At 47.7% G+C, this 15,839-nt stretch carries 12 protein-coding genes, 1 pseudogene and 1 riboswitch; of the genes and pseudogenes, 10 read left to right on the top strand and 3 right to left on the bottom strand.

Translation table 11 applies throughout. The annotated features are described in order from the left end of the window. The first annotated feature begins 19 nt into the window (after positions 1–19). From M654_RS04500 to M654_RS04540, 9 genes and pseudogenes are all read left to right on the top strand, one after another. The gene (locus tag M654_RS04500; RefSeq protein ID WP_026588742.1) at positions 20–832 is read left to right on the top strand and encodes an ABC transporter ATP-binding protein; all 813 of its coding nucleotides are present in this window, start codon (positions 20–22) and stop codon (positions 830–832) included. 174 nt (positions 833–1,006) lie between these two features. Beyond that, positions 1,007–1,735, top strand: coding sequence for a response regulator transcription factor (locus M654_RS04505; RefSeq protein WP_026588741.1), 729 nt, complete (start codon positions 1,007–1,009; stop codon positions 1,733–1,735). After that, positions 1,732–3,476, top strand: a pseudogene (locus M654_RS04510) (sensor histidine kinase). Before M654_RS04505 ends, M654_RS04510 begins: the two are co-directional and overlap by 4 nt. A gap of 374 nt (positions 3,477–3,850) precedes the next feature. After that, entirely contained in the window at positions 3,851–5,275 is a 1,425-nt protein-coding gene (gene uxaC / locus M654_RS04515) for a glucuronate isomerase (protein ID WP_026588740.1), read from the top strand. A 36-nt stretch (positions 5,276–5,311) separates the two neighbouring features. Beyond that, entirely contained in the window at positions 5,312–6,694 is a 1,383-nt protein-coding gene (locus M654_RS04520) for a glycoside-pentoside-hexuronide (GPH):cation symporter (RefSeq protein ID WP_026588739.1), read from the top strand. Positions 6,695–6,772: 78 nt separating this feature from the next. Beyond that, positions 6,773–7,771 carry a LacI family DNA-binding transcriptional regulator gene (locus M654_RS04525; RefSeq protein ID WP_026588738.1) on the top strand — a complete coding sequence of 333 codons (999 nt, stop codon included), beginning with the start codon at positions 6,773–6,775 and terminating at the stop codon, positions 7,769–7,771. A 59-nt stretch (positions 7,772–7,830) separates the two neighbouring features. Then, positions 7,831–9,294, top strand: a complete 1,464-nt coding sequence (locus tag M654_RS04530; protein WP_026588737.1) for a tagaturonate reductase — start codon at positions 7,831–7,833, stop codon at positions 9,292–9,294. Continuing rightward, positions 9,294–10,784, top strand: a complete 1,491-nt coding sequence (locus tag M654_RS04535; protein ID WP_026588736.1) for a UxaA family hydrolase — start codon at positions 9,294–9,296, stop codon at positions 10,782–10,784. The genes M654_RS04530 and M654_RS04535 overlap by 1 nt, the downstream gene beginning before the upstream one ends. Positions 10,785–10,797: 13 nt before the next feature. Next, positions 10,798–12,096, top strand: a complete 1,299-nt coding sequence (locus M654_RS04540) for a glycoside hydrolase family 28 protein (RefSeq protein WP_026588735.1) — start codon at positions 10,798–10,800, stop codon at positions 12,094–12,096. 34 nt (positions 12,097–12,130) lie between these two features. Here the strand turns inward: M654_RS04540 and M654_RS04545 are convergent, their stop codons facing one another. After that, the gene (locus M654_RS04545; RefSeq protein ID WP_026588734.1) at positions 12,131–13,027 is read right to left on the bottom strand and encodes a LysR family transcriptional regulator; all 897 of its coding nucleotides are present in this window, start codon (positions 13,025–13,027) and stop codon (positions 12,131–12,133) included. A 150-nt stretch (positions 13,028–13,177) separates the two neighbouring features. On the opposite strand from M654_RS04545, the gene M654_RS04550 reads away from it, so the two are divergent. Beyond that, on the top strand, positions 13,178–13,861 hold the full coding sequence (locus M654_RS04550; RefSeq protein WP_026588733.1) for an MOSC domain-containing protein: 684 nt from the start codon (positions 13,178–13,180) through the stop codon (positions 13,859–13,861). Positions 13,862–13,907: 46 nt separating this feature from the next. Here M654_RS04550 and M654_RS04555 read toward each other — a convergent pair whose 3' ends face one another. After that, positions 13,908–14,699, bottom strand: coding sequence for an SDR family NAD(P)-dependent oxidoreductase (locus M654_RS04555; RefSeq protein WP_026588732.1), 792 nt, complete (start codon positions 14,697–14,699; stop codon positions 13,908–13,910). Positions 14,700–14,795: 96 nt separating this feature from the next. Continuing rightward, positions 14,796–15,476: a GntR family transcriptional regulator gene (locus tag M654_RS04560; RefSeq protein ID WP_026588731.1), complete on the bottom strand. Its 681-nt coding sequence runs from the start codon at positions 15,474–15,476 to the stop codon at positions 14,796–14,798. A gap of 134 nt (positions 15,477–15,610) precedes the next feature. Next, positions 15,611–15,781: riboswitch (cobalamin riboswitch) on the top strand. The last annotated feature ends 58 nt before the right edge of the window (positions 15,782–15,839 follow it).

Raw genomic sequence — 15,839 nt, forward strand, 5'->3', positions numbered from 1 at the left:
AAGAAGGGAAGATTGCAAGGTGTCGCTTTCTGCAAACGGGCTGGGGATTGCCTATGGGGAACAAACCATCGTCGAAAACCTAAATCTCAATATTCCAAAAGGGAAAGTCACGACTATGATCGGACCGAACGGCTGCGGCAAGTCAACGATTCTCAAGACCTTGGCGAGAATACAGCGGCCGAAAACAGGCGCCGTTTATTTGAATGGCAAGGCGATTCATCAGCTGTCGACGAAAGAGATCGCCAAACAAATGGCGATTCTGCCGCAAACACCTGAAGCACCCGGCGGACTGACCGTGTATGAACTTGTCTCCTACGGTCGTTTTCCGCACCAAAAAGGGATCGGCAGACTGACGGATCGCGACCGCCGCATGATCGAGTGGGCGCTTCAGGTCACGGGAATGCTGCCGTTTTATGAACGGCCGATTGAAGCCCTGTCAGGCGGGCAGCGCCAGCGCGTCTGGATAGCGATGGCGCTCGCACAGGAGACGGATTTGCTGCTGCTTGATGAACCGACGACCTATTTGGATTTGGCGCACCAGCTCGATATTTTAAAATTATTGGAGAAACTGAATCAGGAAGAAGGCAGAACGATTTTGATGGTCATCCATGACCTGAATCATGCCGCCCGTTTTGCCCATCATATGGTGGCTATGAACAGCGGCGCGATCATTAAAGAGGGAGAGCCGCATGAAGTGATGACACGAGAAGTGTTAAAAGAGGTATTTCAAATCGACGCGGAGATCGTAGCCGATCCGCGCACAGGCAAGCCGGTGTGTTTGACTTACGACCTTTTGCCAAAAGCGGAGGATCAAAAGCTTGCCACCGGATGACAGACATCGAAATGGTGTCTGTTTTTTTATTCCAATCATTATCCAATGGAATAAATGATTACTAAAAAAGTTTATTTTTACTTTAAAATATAAAAATGGCTGCCGATATAGATAAGATAGATGGTAAGATGAGGATATAACAAACATGATATAGAGAGAAAGGAAAGAAGGATAGTGGAAAATGCAGCGATTTTGATTGTGGATGATGAAGATGCCATTGTTCAAATGGTGAAGCGCGTCCTGACGAAAGAAGGCTTCAACGAAGTGCTGACTGCAAACAGCGCAGAAGAGGCACTGGAAATCGTAAAAAAAGAAACCGTACATTTAATTCTGCTTGATGTCATGATGCCGGGACAGACCGGGTTTGATATATCACCTGAAATCAAACGGCACACAAATGCCCCGATCTTTTTTCTGACGGCGAAAACGTCTGATCTTGATAAGCTTTCCGGATTTGCCTACGGTGCGGATGACTATATTACAAAACCGTTTAATCCGCTGGAGCTTATTGCCAGAATTAAAGCTCATTTAAAGAGAACCTACATACATAAAGAAGTCGCTGCTGCTGCGGCGTCTTCAGCCTACGAATATGACCGCTTTACTTTTCACCCTGACTTCGCGGAGCTTATCGTTGACGGTGAAGCCGTCAACTGTTCAGCACAGCTTCTTCAGCTTCTGCAATACTTTTGCGATCATCCGAACAGGGTGCTTTCAAAGGATCAAATCTATGAGAAGGTGTGGGGGGTTCCTTCTTACGGCGACAGCAACACTGTCATGGTGCATATCAGAAAGCTGAGAGAGAAAATCGAAAAAGACCCGAGCAATCCGGAGTATATCGTCACCATTCGCGGATTGGGCTATAAATTCATGCCAAACCCTGCAAGAAAAGAGAGTGAAGGATGAAGCTCAGGGGAAAATTAGTTGTCCATTTCGTCAGCCAAATTTTCCTCATCTTGCTGCTTGTCGCCTCGACTCTGTTTTTATCATTAATCTTCTTCGCTCTCCGGTTAAGCGAAAGCGAAGCGGATACCGGTTTGGCGAAAGCTACTTCAGATACGTTTGAAACTTGGATCAGTGTTGACGATCATAACAATTGGCAGGTTGAAGACATTCTGAAAGCGGCTGTTGATAAGCAGGGAGGCTGGCTGCAAATCTTAAACGGCAAAGAGGAGACCGTTTATTCCTATCATCTCCCGCCGGAAATCCAGAGAAAGTATCAGAAGGAAGACCTGGTCTCCGTTTTTGACCAAAAAAAATTAAAGACTACCAGGTCAACTTTTGGTCGGCGTCTATTCATGACAAGGACTACGTCATCATTTTCGGATGGGAGTCGAAAAGCGATACGATCCTGTCCTATTTGGAGAGAGAAGAAAAGGATTTGGCAGACATTTCTTCCTATAAACAGAGCACGCTTGACTTTATTAAGAAAAATAATGGCTCCGTTTATCTGTTTAATGAAAAAGGTACGCTTTTACAATCCGTTTTTCAAGATATTGACTACAGTCAGGGAATCAATGAGCTGGAGCTTATAAAATATCAATCAAAGCCGTGGAACTACGAACATGAGTTTTCATACCGGCGCTTAAGCGCAACGGAATGGCTGATCGCGGCGACGCCGAATCCGATTTTTAACCCGGATCATGAGTTCAACCGATCAATGATCGGTCTTGCCTTAAAAATCATTCTCTTTGTGATCGCCATACTGCTCGTTTTGATGAGCGTGATGACACTATGGTATTCCTTCAGGTTCGGCATGCCGATCATCCATACGATCAAATGGATCGCCAATCTTTCGAAAGGGCGTTTTGAAGAGCCGAAAAACCGCAAGGGCCGTCCGAGAAGCAGAAATAAAAAAGGGAAAAGGAAGCAGCCGTACCGGCTGTTTAACGAAGTTTTTGAATCGATGGAGCAGCTGATGGAAACACTGCAAAAAGACGAGCAGAACCGCAAAAAAATCCAGACGACGAGAGAAGAGTGGATTGCCGGGCTCTCCCATGATTTAAAAACGCCGCTCAGCACGATTTACGGCTACAGTATGATGCTTGAGTCTCCGAATTACGACTGGTCAAAAGAAGAAATTTGCGAAATCGGCCAAGCGATGAAAGAAAAATCAGACTATATGTCCCAGCTGATCGAAGATTTGAATTTGACATACAGATTAAAAAACGGGGCGCTGCCAATTAAGCGCCAGCCGGTCAGACTTGTGCCGTTTTTAAAAAGTTTTGTCGAAGCGTTCAAGCGGCATCCGTTTTCAGAAGGCTACCATGTATCGTTTGAGTATCAGCAAGAGGAGACCACTTTTGCAATTGATCGGAGCTGGTTTAAAAGGATTTTGGAAAACCTTCTCGCCAATGCGGTGAAACATAATACAAAAGGCACCGAAATTAAAGTGAAGCTTGAAGAATCAAAGCAATACATCATCGTCAAGATTCAAGACAATGGCAAAGGGATGGACTCCGAAACCGTCTCAAACTTATTTAACCGCTATTACAGGGGCACGCATACAAAAGATGCGACTGAAGGCAGCGGCCTCGGCCTCGCCATTTCGCTTGAGCTTGTCCACCTCCATGACGGATGCATCCAAGTCGACAGCCGCACCGGACGGGGGACGGTGATTACGATGGAATTTAAGAAAAAGCCATAAAGAAGCCGCCTGCGGCTTCTTTCAGCGTGTCGACAAACCCTGGCGTTCGTTGTCAGGCCTGCTAAGTCGGTGCTCACGAATAGAAAAAGGAACGGCGGCTAAATTGCGCAGGCGTCCTGCCTGAACGCCGCCGTCATCACATCCTGCGAAAGTCCGCTCCGATGCTCGGCCTTTCTAGACTGTAAGGGTTGAGGGTCACGCTGAAAGGATGACAAAATCCCAAAATGAAAAGCCGTTTTGGGATTTTCTTATGAGAAAATAATGGAAAAATCGATCGGGGTGATATAAAATAAGAGTAAATGTTAACGTTCACATTTTTTCTGAACCATCAAAATGTGAACGTTAACATTATAACAAAAGGAAGGTGAAAAACAGTGAAAGTGTTTCTGAACGACGATTTTCTTCTATCAACCGACACCGCGAAGACGTTGTACCACCAGTATGCCAAGGATATGCCGATCATCGACTACCACTGCCATTTAAGTCCAAAAGAGATTTACGAAAACAAGACCTTCAACAATATCACCGAAGTATGGCTGTACGGTGACCATTACAAGTGGAGAGCGATGCGGGCCAACGGAATAGCCGAGGCATATATCACGGGAGATGCGCCTGATGAAGAAAAATTCAAGGCCTGGGCCAGGACCGTGCCGATGACGATCGGCAATCCGTTATATCATTGGACACATTTAGAGCTTAGAAGATTTTTCGGCATCTATGATCTGCTTGATGAAAAAAGCGCTCCGGAGATTTGGAAGCGTGTCAATGAACAGCTGAACGGAGACGGCTTTGGTGCGAGGGACTTGATTGAGAAATCAAATGTTGAAGCGGTCGTGACGACGGATGATCCGACAGACAGTCTTGAATATCATCTCAAGCTGAAAGAAGATGACTTCAATGTAAGCGTTTTACCTGGTTTCAGGCCTGACAAGGCCCTGGAAATCAATCAGGAAGGGTTTTCCGGCTGGGTGAAAAAGCTTGAGGCAGCAAGTTCGATGGCAATTGACGATTATGACGAATTTTTGAAAGCGCTTAAAAACAGAGTTGATTTTTTCCATGAGGCAGGCGGCCGAATTTCCGACCATGCGATCAATGAAATGATGTATGTGGAAACAGATGAAAAAGAAGTGCGGCCGATTTTCGCCAAGGCGATGAACGGCGAACGGGTGACGGAGGAAGAAGAATGCAGATTTAAATCGTATACACTCCATGTTCTGGGAACCTATTACGCAGAAAAAGGCTGGGCGATGCAGCTCCATATTAATGCGCTCCGAAACAACAGCAGCAAAATGTATGAAAAGCTCGGCCCTGATACAGGCTATGACGCCATCAATGATCAGGATATTTCAAAACCTTTATGCCGTTTTCTCGATTCCCTTGATCAAAAAGATGCCCTGCCAAAAACGATTCTGTACTCTTTGAACCCCCGTGATTATGTCGTGATATCCAGTTTGTGCGGAAGCTTTCAGGACGGGCGAATCCCGGGGAAAATGCAGCATGGGACCGCGTGGTGGTTCAACGATACGAAGGACGGCATGCTCCAACAAATGACATCACTCGCAAACATCGGATTGCTGAGCCGTTTTATCGGAATGCTCACCGATTCGCGCAGCTTTCTTTCTTATACAAGACACGAATATTTCAGGCGCCTGCTCTGCGATATCATCGGTGACTGGGCGGAAAAAGGCGAAGCCCCGGACGACATTGACCTGCTCGGGCGGATTGTCAAAGGAATCTGCTATCACAATGCAAAGGAATATTTTCAATTTGAGGTGAAAGACCGCTTGAATGTGAAATAAGACAAAATGAACTAGAGGAGCTGCATTCCCATGGAAATACAGACGAACAAACAAACTGAAACAGTCGTCGCCACCCAGGAGAAATTAAGTTTAAAAGAAAAAGTTTCTTATGGCTTCGGAGATTTTGGGAACGGATTCATGTTTGACCTCGGACAGCTGTATTTGCTGAAATTTTTTACGGATGTAGCCGGGATTCCCGCTGCTGCGGCAGGAGGCATTTTTCTTGTGAGCAAGCTTTTCGCCGCTGTCGTAGATCCGATTGTGGGGACATCGATCGATTACCGGAAGAACATCGGGCCAAAGGGGAAATTCAGGCCGTATTTGTTATATGGAAGCATTGTGCTCGCGATTTTGACCGTTTTGACATTTATTTCGCCAAACCTTTCGCCGACAGGCAAATTGATTTACGCTTACGCATCATACATGCTTTGGGGGCTGGGGTATTCATTTGTCAACATCCCTTACGGATCGCTCGGCGCCGCCATCACGCAAAATTCGGTGGAACGGACATCGCTCGCTTCCTTCCGTCAGGCCGGAAGCCTCGGCGCCCTTTTTGTGACGAGCATTGTCGTCATTCCGATGATCGTCAGATTTGACAACCCTGCCGTCGGATATCCGGTCGTCATGGGATTGATGTCGCTTTTGGGCGTGTTGTTTTTCTACATTTGCTACCGGAACTGCCGGGAGAGAATTATCGTCAAGGATCAGACATATAACAATGAAAAAGTGACGCTCAAGGCCATTTCAAAAACGTTTTTTACAAACAAACCGCTCCTTACATTGATTTTCATGACGATTTTTACGATTTCCGCGTACAATCTCAAATCTGCGATGCTCGTCTACTTCGCCGAATACAACCTCGGCAATGCCGAGCTGATGGCGTCGATGAACTTCATTATTATCGGTTCATCCTTTATCGGCGTCATGATGCTGCCGAAGCTTGTCAAAAAGTTCGGCAAAAAGAAGACCGCGATCCTCGGTCTTGCGATCTCTGTCACGGCTGACATCATCAACTTCGCGATGCCGAGCAATGTGATTTTATTTACGCTTCTTGCAAGCATCGCCTTTATCGGAATCAGCATTCCGAACGGCATCACCTGGGCCTTTGTATCAGACGCGATCGATTACGGACAATGGCGGACCGGGGAGCGGAAAGAAGGAACCGTCTATTCATTGTTCAATTTCTCCAGAAAGCTGGCCCAGTCGCTTTCAGGGTTTCTTTCGGGGATCGGGCTCAGCATCGTCGGCTATGTCCCGAATGCTGCCCAAAAAACGGGGACGCTTCTCGGCATTAAAGCGATTCTCCTTTTATATCCGGCGGTCGCCCTGTCTCTCGCCATGCTTGTGCTCGGCTATTTATACCGCCTGACAGACCAGAGGCACGCCGAAATGGTGCTTGAGATTGAGTCCAGGCAATAGCGGAAATTCTTTCTAAAAGGCGCTCTTCTTGTGATAAACTGTTGGTATCAACAGCAGGAAAAAGGCGGGTTAAAAACAATGTCAGTAACGATTAAAGATATCGCCAGGCTGGCGAATGTATCACACACCACAGTATCCAGAGCGCTCAATAACAGTCCGCTGATTAAAGAAAAAACGAAACAGAAAATACTCGATATCGCAGCCGAAATGAATTATAAACCGAATTTCAATGCGAAAAGCCTTGTCACGCAAAAGTCGTTTACGATCGGCCTGTTTTTGACAAGCCTGACTGACGGGACGTCTTCGAGCTTTTTTGCCGACATTCTCCGCGGCGTCAACAAAGTGATCGATGAAAACTACAACATGTTTGTCAGGGGGATCGACGATTACCATGACTTTTCTTCCATTCACCGCAACCGCTATGACGGCGTTATTTTAATCAGCCAAAGCGAACGGGATCAGGCTTTTCTCGATCATGTGCTGAAACAGGAGATTCCGGTTGTCGTGCTGAACAGAAAAATTGAGGAGCAGTCCGTCATGAATATCGTCGCGAATGAAAACGAAGGAGCGAATCTTGCGGCATCGCATTTCATCGAAAACGGCCATACACGGATTGCGATGGTTCAGGGAAAAGAAGGTTTTAAATCTTCCCAGGAAAGAAAAGCTGGTTTTCTCCGCGCACTTCACACACATGATCTACCGGCGAAGAGCGAATATATGCTTCGCGGCGACTATACGATGAAAAGCGGCTATAGCGCAATGGAAGCGCTTCTTAAGCTGGAACAGCCTCCGACGGCCCTGTTTTGCGCGAATGATGATATGGCGATCGGTGCAATGAATGCCCTTTATGCCAACGGTAAACGCTGCCCGGAGGACATGTCGATTATCGGCTTTGATGATATAGGTTTTTCGGCTTATACGACACCGTCTTTGACAACGGTTAAAAAACCGACGGAAAAAATCAGCATGATCGGAGCAGAGAGCCTGCTTTCCCTGATTGAAAATTCGCGTACAGAAACAAGGCAGACGCTGCTCAGCACAGAGCTGATCATTCGGAATTCAGTGATGAGATTATAGCATCTTCATTGATGCGCGATAAAATGTTAACGTGTGCAAAAGAGAGGGAGGGGATTATGATGGAAAGGCTGTCCCGGCATATCAAGTCTAAACCGGCTTATCCCGAACGGATTTTGCAAATCGGGGAAGGGAATTTTATGAGGGGATTTGTGGATTGGCAGATTCATAGATTGAATGAAGAAACCGATTTTAACGGCAGCGCTGTCGTCGTTCCTCCGCGGCGCGGTTCAGTGCAGGCTATCAATGAACAGGATGGTCTTTATACACTTTATTTGGAAGGCTTCCAAGAAGGACGGGAAATTCGCGAATCTGTCGTGATTACATCGATCAGCAGGGGGGTGAATAGCTATGAGCATTATGATGGGTTTATGGCTATTGCCGATCTGCCGGACTTGCGGTTCGTCTTTTCAAACACGACTGAAGCGGGCATTGTTTTCCTGGAAGAGGACCGGCTGCACGACCGCCCGCAGCGGAGCTTTCCGGGAAAGCTGACCGCGCTTTTATACAGAAGATACCGCACATTTCAAGGAAGCGGGGATAAGGGGCTGGTGGTCCTCCCGTGCGAGCTGCTTGAGGATAACGGCCGGAAACTGAAAGAGATTGTTTTACGGTATGCCGATTTGTGGGAGCTTGAAAAAGGGTTCGCAGATTGGCTTGATCACGCGAATGTGTTTTGCAATACGCTTGTAGACAGGATTGTGCCGGGCTATCCGCAAGAACAGGCGCGCGAGCTTGAAGCAGCCGCCGGTTACCGCGACTCACTGATTGTCAAAGCCGAGCCGTACCATTTATTTGTGATTGACGGACCGGATTGGCTCCAGGATGAGCTGCCGTTTCAACAGGCCGGTTTGAACGTCGAATTTGTCGATGATGTGGCACCGTACAGGTTAAGGAAGGTCAGAATGTTAAACGGGGCGCACACGGCGATGACGCCCGTCGCTTATTTGGCTGGTTTTGAGACGGTGCGTGAAGCGGCTGAAGATGAGACAATCGGCCCGTTTATTCAAGAGCTGATCGAACATGAAGTGATGCCGACGATTGACCTGCCGAATCAGCAGCTGCACACGTATATGGGAGAGGTGCTGGACCGCTTTAGAAATCCGTTTATTCGTCATCGACTAATCGATATCTCTCTGAATTCGTTTGCGAAATTCAAAGTCAGAAATGTACCTGTTTTAGAAGAGTACTGGAAACAAACCGGCAAGCTCCCCGGAAGAACCGTTTTTGCTTTAAGCGCTTTAATTTATTTTTACCAAGGCAGGCGGGCCGGCGAAAACATTCCGCTGGCTGACGATCCGGAGACACTTGGCTTGCTGAAGCGGCTTTGGACAGAAAATAAAGATCCCGCAAACATAGCCGGCGGTGTTCTTGCGTCTGAAAGGTTATGGGGGCAAAACCTGAACGGCATTCCAGGCTTGGCGGATCAAGTCGCTGCCCATTTAAGGGACATTGAGTCGACAGGGATGAAAAAAGCGCTGGAAAAAATGATGAGTAGCCAGATGGCTGGGCTGGGGGATATATAATGAAAGACTGTTTGATCATCAATCCATTAGACAATGTCGGCATCGCCTTACGAGATTTACAGGCAGGCGAAGAGATCACAGCGGGAGAACAGACGGTTCTCATCAAGGGAACGATACTCAAAGGCCATAAATTTGCCTTAAAGGACATCGCGGAACATGAAGACATCATCAAATACGGTTTTCCGATCGGGCATGCGCGAGAAGCCGTTCAAAAGGGGGAATGGGTGCATACCCACAATACAAAAACAAATTTGGGCGGTGTTGAAGAATACAGCTACAACCCGAATTTTACAGAAAGCCCGTATCAAAAAGGGGCGCTCACTTTTAAAGGCTTTAGGCGAAAAGACGGGAAAACGGGAATTCGAAACGAGCTTTGGATCGTCCCGACGGTCGGCTGTGTAAATGGTGTCGCGGAACTGATCATCAAACAATTTAAGGCGGAGATCGGCGATATCGCTCCATTTGAAAGTGTTCATGTCTTGAAGCATCAATACGGATGCTCACAGCTCGGCGATGATCATATCAATACGAGAACGATATTGACGAATGCCGTCAACCATCCGAATGCAGGCGGCGTGCTTGTCCTGGGACTCGGCTGTGAAAACAACAGCATCGGCGAGTTCCGGGAAGCGCTCGGGGAGTATGACGAAGACCGCGTGAAGTTTCTTCTGTCCCAAGAGGTGACCGATGAAGTCTCAGAGGGTGTCGAACTGTTAAAAGAGATTTATGAACAGGCAAAATACGATAAACGCGAAGATGTTCCCCTTTCCGAATTAAAGATCGGATTGAAATGCGGGGGATCTGACGGATTTTCCGGCATCACCGCCAATCCGCTTCTCGGCAGACTGTCCGACTTTCTGATTGCACAAGGAGGCACTGCGGTTCTGACGGAAGTGCCTGAAATGTTCGGAGCGGAGACGATCTTAATGGAGCGGGCGGAAAACGAAGAAGTTTTTCATAAAATCGTCCGTTTGATCAATGAGTTTAAACAGTATTTTATGGATCACCGGCAGCCGATTTATGAAAATCCGTCGCCAGGAAATAAAGCAGGGGGCATTACAACGCTGGAGGATAAGTCTCTCGGCTGCACGCAAAAGGCCGGCACTGCAAAGGTGACGGATGTGCTCCGATATGGAGAGACGTTGAAAAAAGCAGGACTGAACCTGCTGAGTGCGCCCGGCAATGATCTTGTCGCTTCAAGTGCGCTCGCTGCCGCAGGATGCCAGATCGTCCTGTTTACGACTGGGCGGGGCACGCCTTTTGGCACCTTTGTTCCGACAATGAAAATTTCGACCAATACGAGCGTTTACGAGGCGAAGCGCCATTGGATCGACTTTAACGCGGGCCGGATGCTGGAGGATCTTTCTGAAGAGGAGATCTTGAAGGAATTGATCGACTTTTTGCTTGAAGTTGCCAGCGGCCGACAGCTGAACAATGAGAAAAACGATTTCAGAGAACTGGCCATTTTTAAAACGGGCGTCACATTGTAAAGGGGGAAGAAACATGTGGCTGAAGGAAAAAAAAGACGAGATTTTAAGAGAGATGACCGTTCCCGTTTTTCCTGAGCGCCGTTTTGATATTACCGGGTTCGGAGCTGATGGCGCAGGCCGTGCGGATTCCACGGCGGCGATTCAGCAGGCGATTGATGAAGTGCATCAGGCAGGGGGCGGAACGGCGGTTGTCCCGAAGGGCGTGTTTCGTTCCGGCGCGCTCAGGCTGAAAAGCAATGTCGAACTGCATATCGCCCAAGGGGCTGTGATCCAGTTCAGCCGGAATCCGGACGATTACCTTCCGGTTGTGTTAACGCGATTTGAAGGGGTCGAGCTCTACAATTTTTCACCATTCGTCTATGCTTATGAAGCTGAAAATATAGCGATTACAGGAGAAGGAACGCTGGACGGCCAAGCTGATGACGAGCATTGGTGGCCGTGGAAGCGGGGCACAAACGGCCAGCCATCACAGGAAAAAGACCGCGACGCACTGTTTGAAATGGCGGAGCGCAATGTGCCTGTTGAAGAACGGCGCTTTGGAAAAGGCCATTATCTGCGGCCGAATTTTATCCAGCCGTACCGCTGCAAAAATGTTTTGATACAAGGGGTCACCGTCCTGAATTCTCCGATGTGGCAGATTCATCCCGTACTGTGTGAAAGTGTGACGGTGGACGGTGTCAAGGTGATTGGACATGGTCCGAACACCGACGGCGTCGATCCGGAATCATGCAAAAACATGGTCATTCAAAACTGCCAATTTGACAACGGTGACGACTGTATAGCCGTCAAATCGGGGAGAAATGCCGACGGCCGGAGGATCAATGTACCTTCGGAAAACATTGTCATCGAAAACAATGAAATGAAAGACGGACACGGCGGGGTCACGATCGGAAGCGAAATTTCCGGAGGGGTGAAAAACGTATTTGCAGAAGGCAATTCCATGGACAGCGCGAATCTTGACAGAGCCCTCCGCATTAAAACGAATTCCGTCCGGGGCGGTGTGCTGGAGAACATATATTTTTACCGGAATACCGTCAAAAGCCTGAAGCAAGAAGTCATCGCGATTGATATGGAGTATGAAGAAGGGGATGCCGGAGAGTTCAAACCAGTCGTCCGCCAGATTGAAGTGGATCAGCTGAAAAGCTGTGGCGGACAATACGGAATTCGCGTTTTGGCATACGAGCATTCACCTGTTACCGGACTAAAGGTTACCAATTCGGAAATCAACGGCGTTCAAATCCCGATGGAGCTGAAGCATGTGAAAGACCCCGTATTTGCAAACCTTTATATTAACGGAAAGCTTTATGACTAGCGGGAAAATCCTCTGCGCAGACGGCAGAGGATTTTTATGTGAAGTTTTCATCTTGAACCGTGGAAATAAACCGCTCCATAAAGACCCGGCTTGCTGCACACAAATATTTGTTTTTTCGGTAAACGATGCCGATCTCTGTTGTGATAACCGGGCTTTGAATAGGAACAGTCTGTATCGATTCATCGTCGATATACTCAAGATAGCCTTTAGGCAGGATGGTAGCGCCGACTCCTTTATTGACCATGTTCGTGATCGATTCCAATGTCGTCATTTCCATGACCGGCTCAAGAATAAATCCGAGCCTGCGGCACTGTTCGTTGATCAGCTGCCGCAGAAAATACGTATCAGGCAGTAAAATGGTCGGAATCTCTTTTATCATTTCAAGAGTGGCAAACGGTTCTTTGGCAATGGGGTGATGAAGCGGCGCGGCCAGGGCAAGCGGTTGTTTACATAATGGAACCGCTTCTAAATCATCATGCTCAATGGGCAGACAGACAATGCCCAGATCGAGTTCGTTCTGCAGCAGTCCTTCATAAATATCTCCGGTTCGCAGGCCTAAAACAGACAGTTTAATATTTGGATAGCTGCGGTGAAATTCAATGATGGTACGCGGAAGCAAGTAATTTACAACTGTCAGAAGGGCCCCGATCTTTAAGGAGCCCCTTTGTAAACCTTGAAGCTCGCTGATGGCAGCGCGCGCCTCTGACAGTTCATGAAAGATATGATAACTGTGATGAAGCAATGTTTTTCCCGCTTCCGTCATCAAGGTTCGTTTGCCGATGCGGTCAAACAAAGGCGTCCCGATTTCATCCTCAAGCAAGCGAATTTGCTGGCTGAGCGATGGCTGGGCAATCCCCAGTTTCTCGGCGGCGCGGGTAAAATGAAGTTCCTTGCAGAGGGTGATGAAATACTCCAATTGCTTTAACTCCAATGATCGTTCCTCCTGTCGCTCATTGATTAAATCATAGGCTGTAACTATTATTTTAATCATAATGATTGAATTGTTTAATAGGTAAGTGCGCCATTATACTATATTCAATAAGTTTTTCTCTTATCAACCATCAATATGAGGTGATGTAAAATGGAACTTGCCGACATTCTGTCGATCAATATCGGGAAACCGAAACAGGTACAATTTAAAAACAAAACGGTCTCGACCGGGATATACAAGACGACTGTGCAAGAACCTCTGTTTCTGTCATGGACCAATTTGGAAGGAGACGGACAGGCGGATCTCGTTCATCACGGAGGCAGGGAGAAGGCCGTATGTGTCTATCCTTATGAGCATTATTCGTTTTGGGAAAATGCGTTGCAAAGAAAGCTGGAATACGGCGCGCTTGGAGAAAACCTGACGATCAAGGGGCTGCTGGAAACGGATGTTTCGATCGGAGATGTCTTTCAGCTTGGTGAAGCCGTTGTTCAGGTCAGCCAGCCGAGGCAGCCCTGCTACAAATTATCTGTCAGGTACGGTGTTCCCGACATGGTTTTGAAGGTTCAGGAAACAGGTTATACAGGTTTTTATTTTCGCGTGCTGCAAGAAGGGCGTGTAGACAAAAACAGCGGCTTGAGACGAATCTCCCGCCACCCGAAAGCATTGACGGTTTCTTTTGCAAATCGCATCAAACATCATGAAAAGGACCATGTCGAGGGCATCAAAAAGCTTCTGGAGGTGGAGGAACTGTCAGCAAGCTGGCGCGCGTCATTTTTGAAACGTCTTGATGGCGAAGAGGCGGATCAGCATGAGAGGTTAACCGGCCATTTATAAACGCCGAAATGAAGAAAGATCCTCCGCTTCAAAGCGGAGGATCCTTTTAGATGGAGCGGATGATCCCGCCTTCCACCCTTTGAGCCGAACCGTTGATAGCTGCGGCTTTTTCCGAAGCGAGATAGACGATCGTGCTGGCGACTTCCTCAGGCTTCGCATAGCGCTGAATTAATGAAGTGGGCTCATTTACTTTGAAGTAATCTTTGACAAACGTATCCAAGTCGGTATTTTCCGCTTCGGCGGCCCCTTTCATATAGTTGGCGACGCCTTCGGTCCAGGTCGGTCCGGGCAGAACCGAATTTACCGTTACATTCGTTCCCTTCGTCATTTCCGCAAGCCCCCTTGATAAGCTGATCAAAGAGGTCTTGGTCATCGAATAAGGAATCATTTGCGGAAGCGGCTTAATGCCTGCTTCACTTGCCAGATTGAGAATTCTCCCCGCGTTCCGTTTCAGCATTTTCGGAAGGAAAGCGCGGCACAGGCGGACGGCGCTTAATACGTTCACTTCAAAATACTCAAGCCATTCTTCATCAGTGACATCCGCAAAGTCTTTCACTTCAAAAAATCCCATGTTATTGACAAGGATATCAAGTTCGCCGATCTGCTCCGTTTTTTCAATCAAAGTCCGGCTTTGCTTTGGATCGGACAGATCTGCGGCGATACCGTGAACGGTTCCGTACTTGGACAGCTCATCAACGACTGACTGAACCTTATCTTCTGTCCGGCCGTTGATGATGACCCGGGCGCCTTCAGTCAAAAAGGCTTCGGCCGCAGCTTTTCCAATCCCTGCCGTAGAACCTGTTACCAAGACGAGTTTGTTTTTTAGTTGTAAATCCATACATATCAATCCTTGTTTTTGAAAGTTGAGATGAAAAACATCTATTTAAAGTATAGCGCAGTCGGGCTTTAGCGTCGAAAGCCCTGCTTGACACCTCTATTTTTCCCTTTCTTTCAGCAATTGATGAATATCTTTCATCGGCCGCAGCCAATTTTGTTTCATCATCTCAGCCGCTTTCTCCGGATTGTTTTTTTCAAGTGCGTCAATCATTTGCCAATGCTCTCTGGCTGATTGCAGTTTCGGGGAGGCGGATTGATTGAGAAAGACGTACTTCATTCGTCTGATATGGAGCTGCAGCACATCGGAAAATTGCCGGACATACGGGTTGTTGGCTACGTCTGTTATGAGATTGTGAAAATGTTCGTCAAGCTCAGCCGCCTCATGAATATTCTCGTGCTTGACCGCGAGTTCATAGTCAGCCGTCAATGCTTTCAGCTCGGCGATCTCTTCAGATGTCAAAAGCGGAGCGGCCATTTCGGCCGCCAGAGCCTGAAGCTGGGCGAGCGGAGGATACACTGTCAATACATCGTCGGGATGAATGGATGTAATTTTCGTTTCCTTTCCGGGCCTCATTTCGACAAACCCTTGAGACTCAAGAAGCTGGAGCGCCTCCCTGACAGGGGTGCGGCTGACGCCGAGCGCCTCGGCAAGGTCGATGTCTGTGACTTTTTCCCCGGGTTCAAGCGTCCCGTCGACGATCCAGCGCTGCAACTGATTGAACGCTTTTTCTTTTGCTGAAAGTCTGATTTGCGGAGTGAAATTTTTCGGTATCGGCATGGAATCACCCTTTCTCTATATGCAATATATCGTAATTGCTGTTCACAAAACAATGGTTTCGTTCCGAAAAGATCCTTTTTCAAATCTCGTATACAAGCCTGATCTGATTATAGTATAATAATTCAGAAATTAGGATACGACTGAGTCAGAAAGGTGCTGCCCGGCATTGCTTGGCAGCTTAAAAGGGGAAGCCGGTGAAAGTCCGGCGCGGTCCCGCCGCTGTGATTGGGAGCGAAACGGATGATGAAGAAGTCCGAAAAGCGATGAACAAGAGCCAGAATGCCTGCCTGGATGATGACGCGCGTAATCTGCGAGGACAGATGCGGTGTGAACGGTGTGCTTATTTTTGGCATTCATTGTTTG

The sequence above is a fragment of the Bacillus sp. NSP9.1 genome (genome assembly GCF_000465465.2).
In the GTDB taxonomy this organism is placed as follows: domain Bacteria; phylum Bacillota; class Bacilli; order Bacillales; family Bacillaceae; genus Bacillus; species Bacillus sonorensis_A.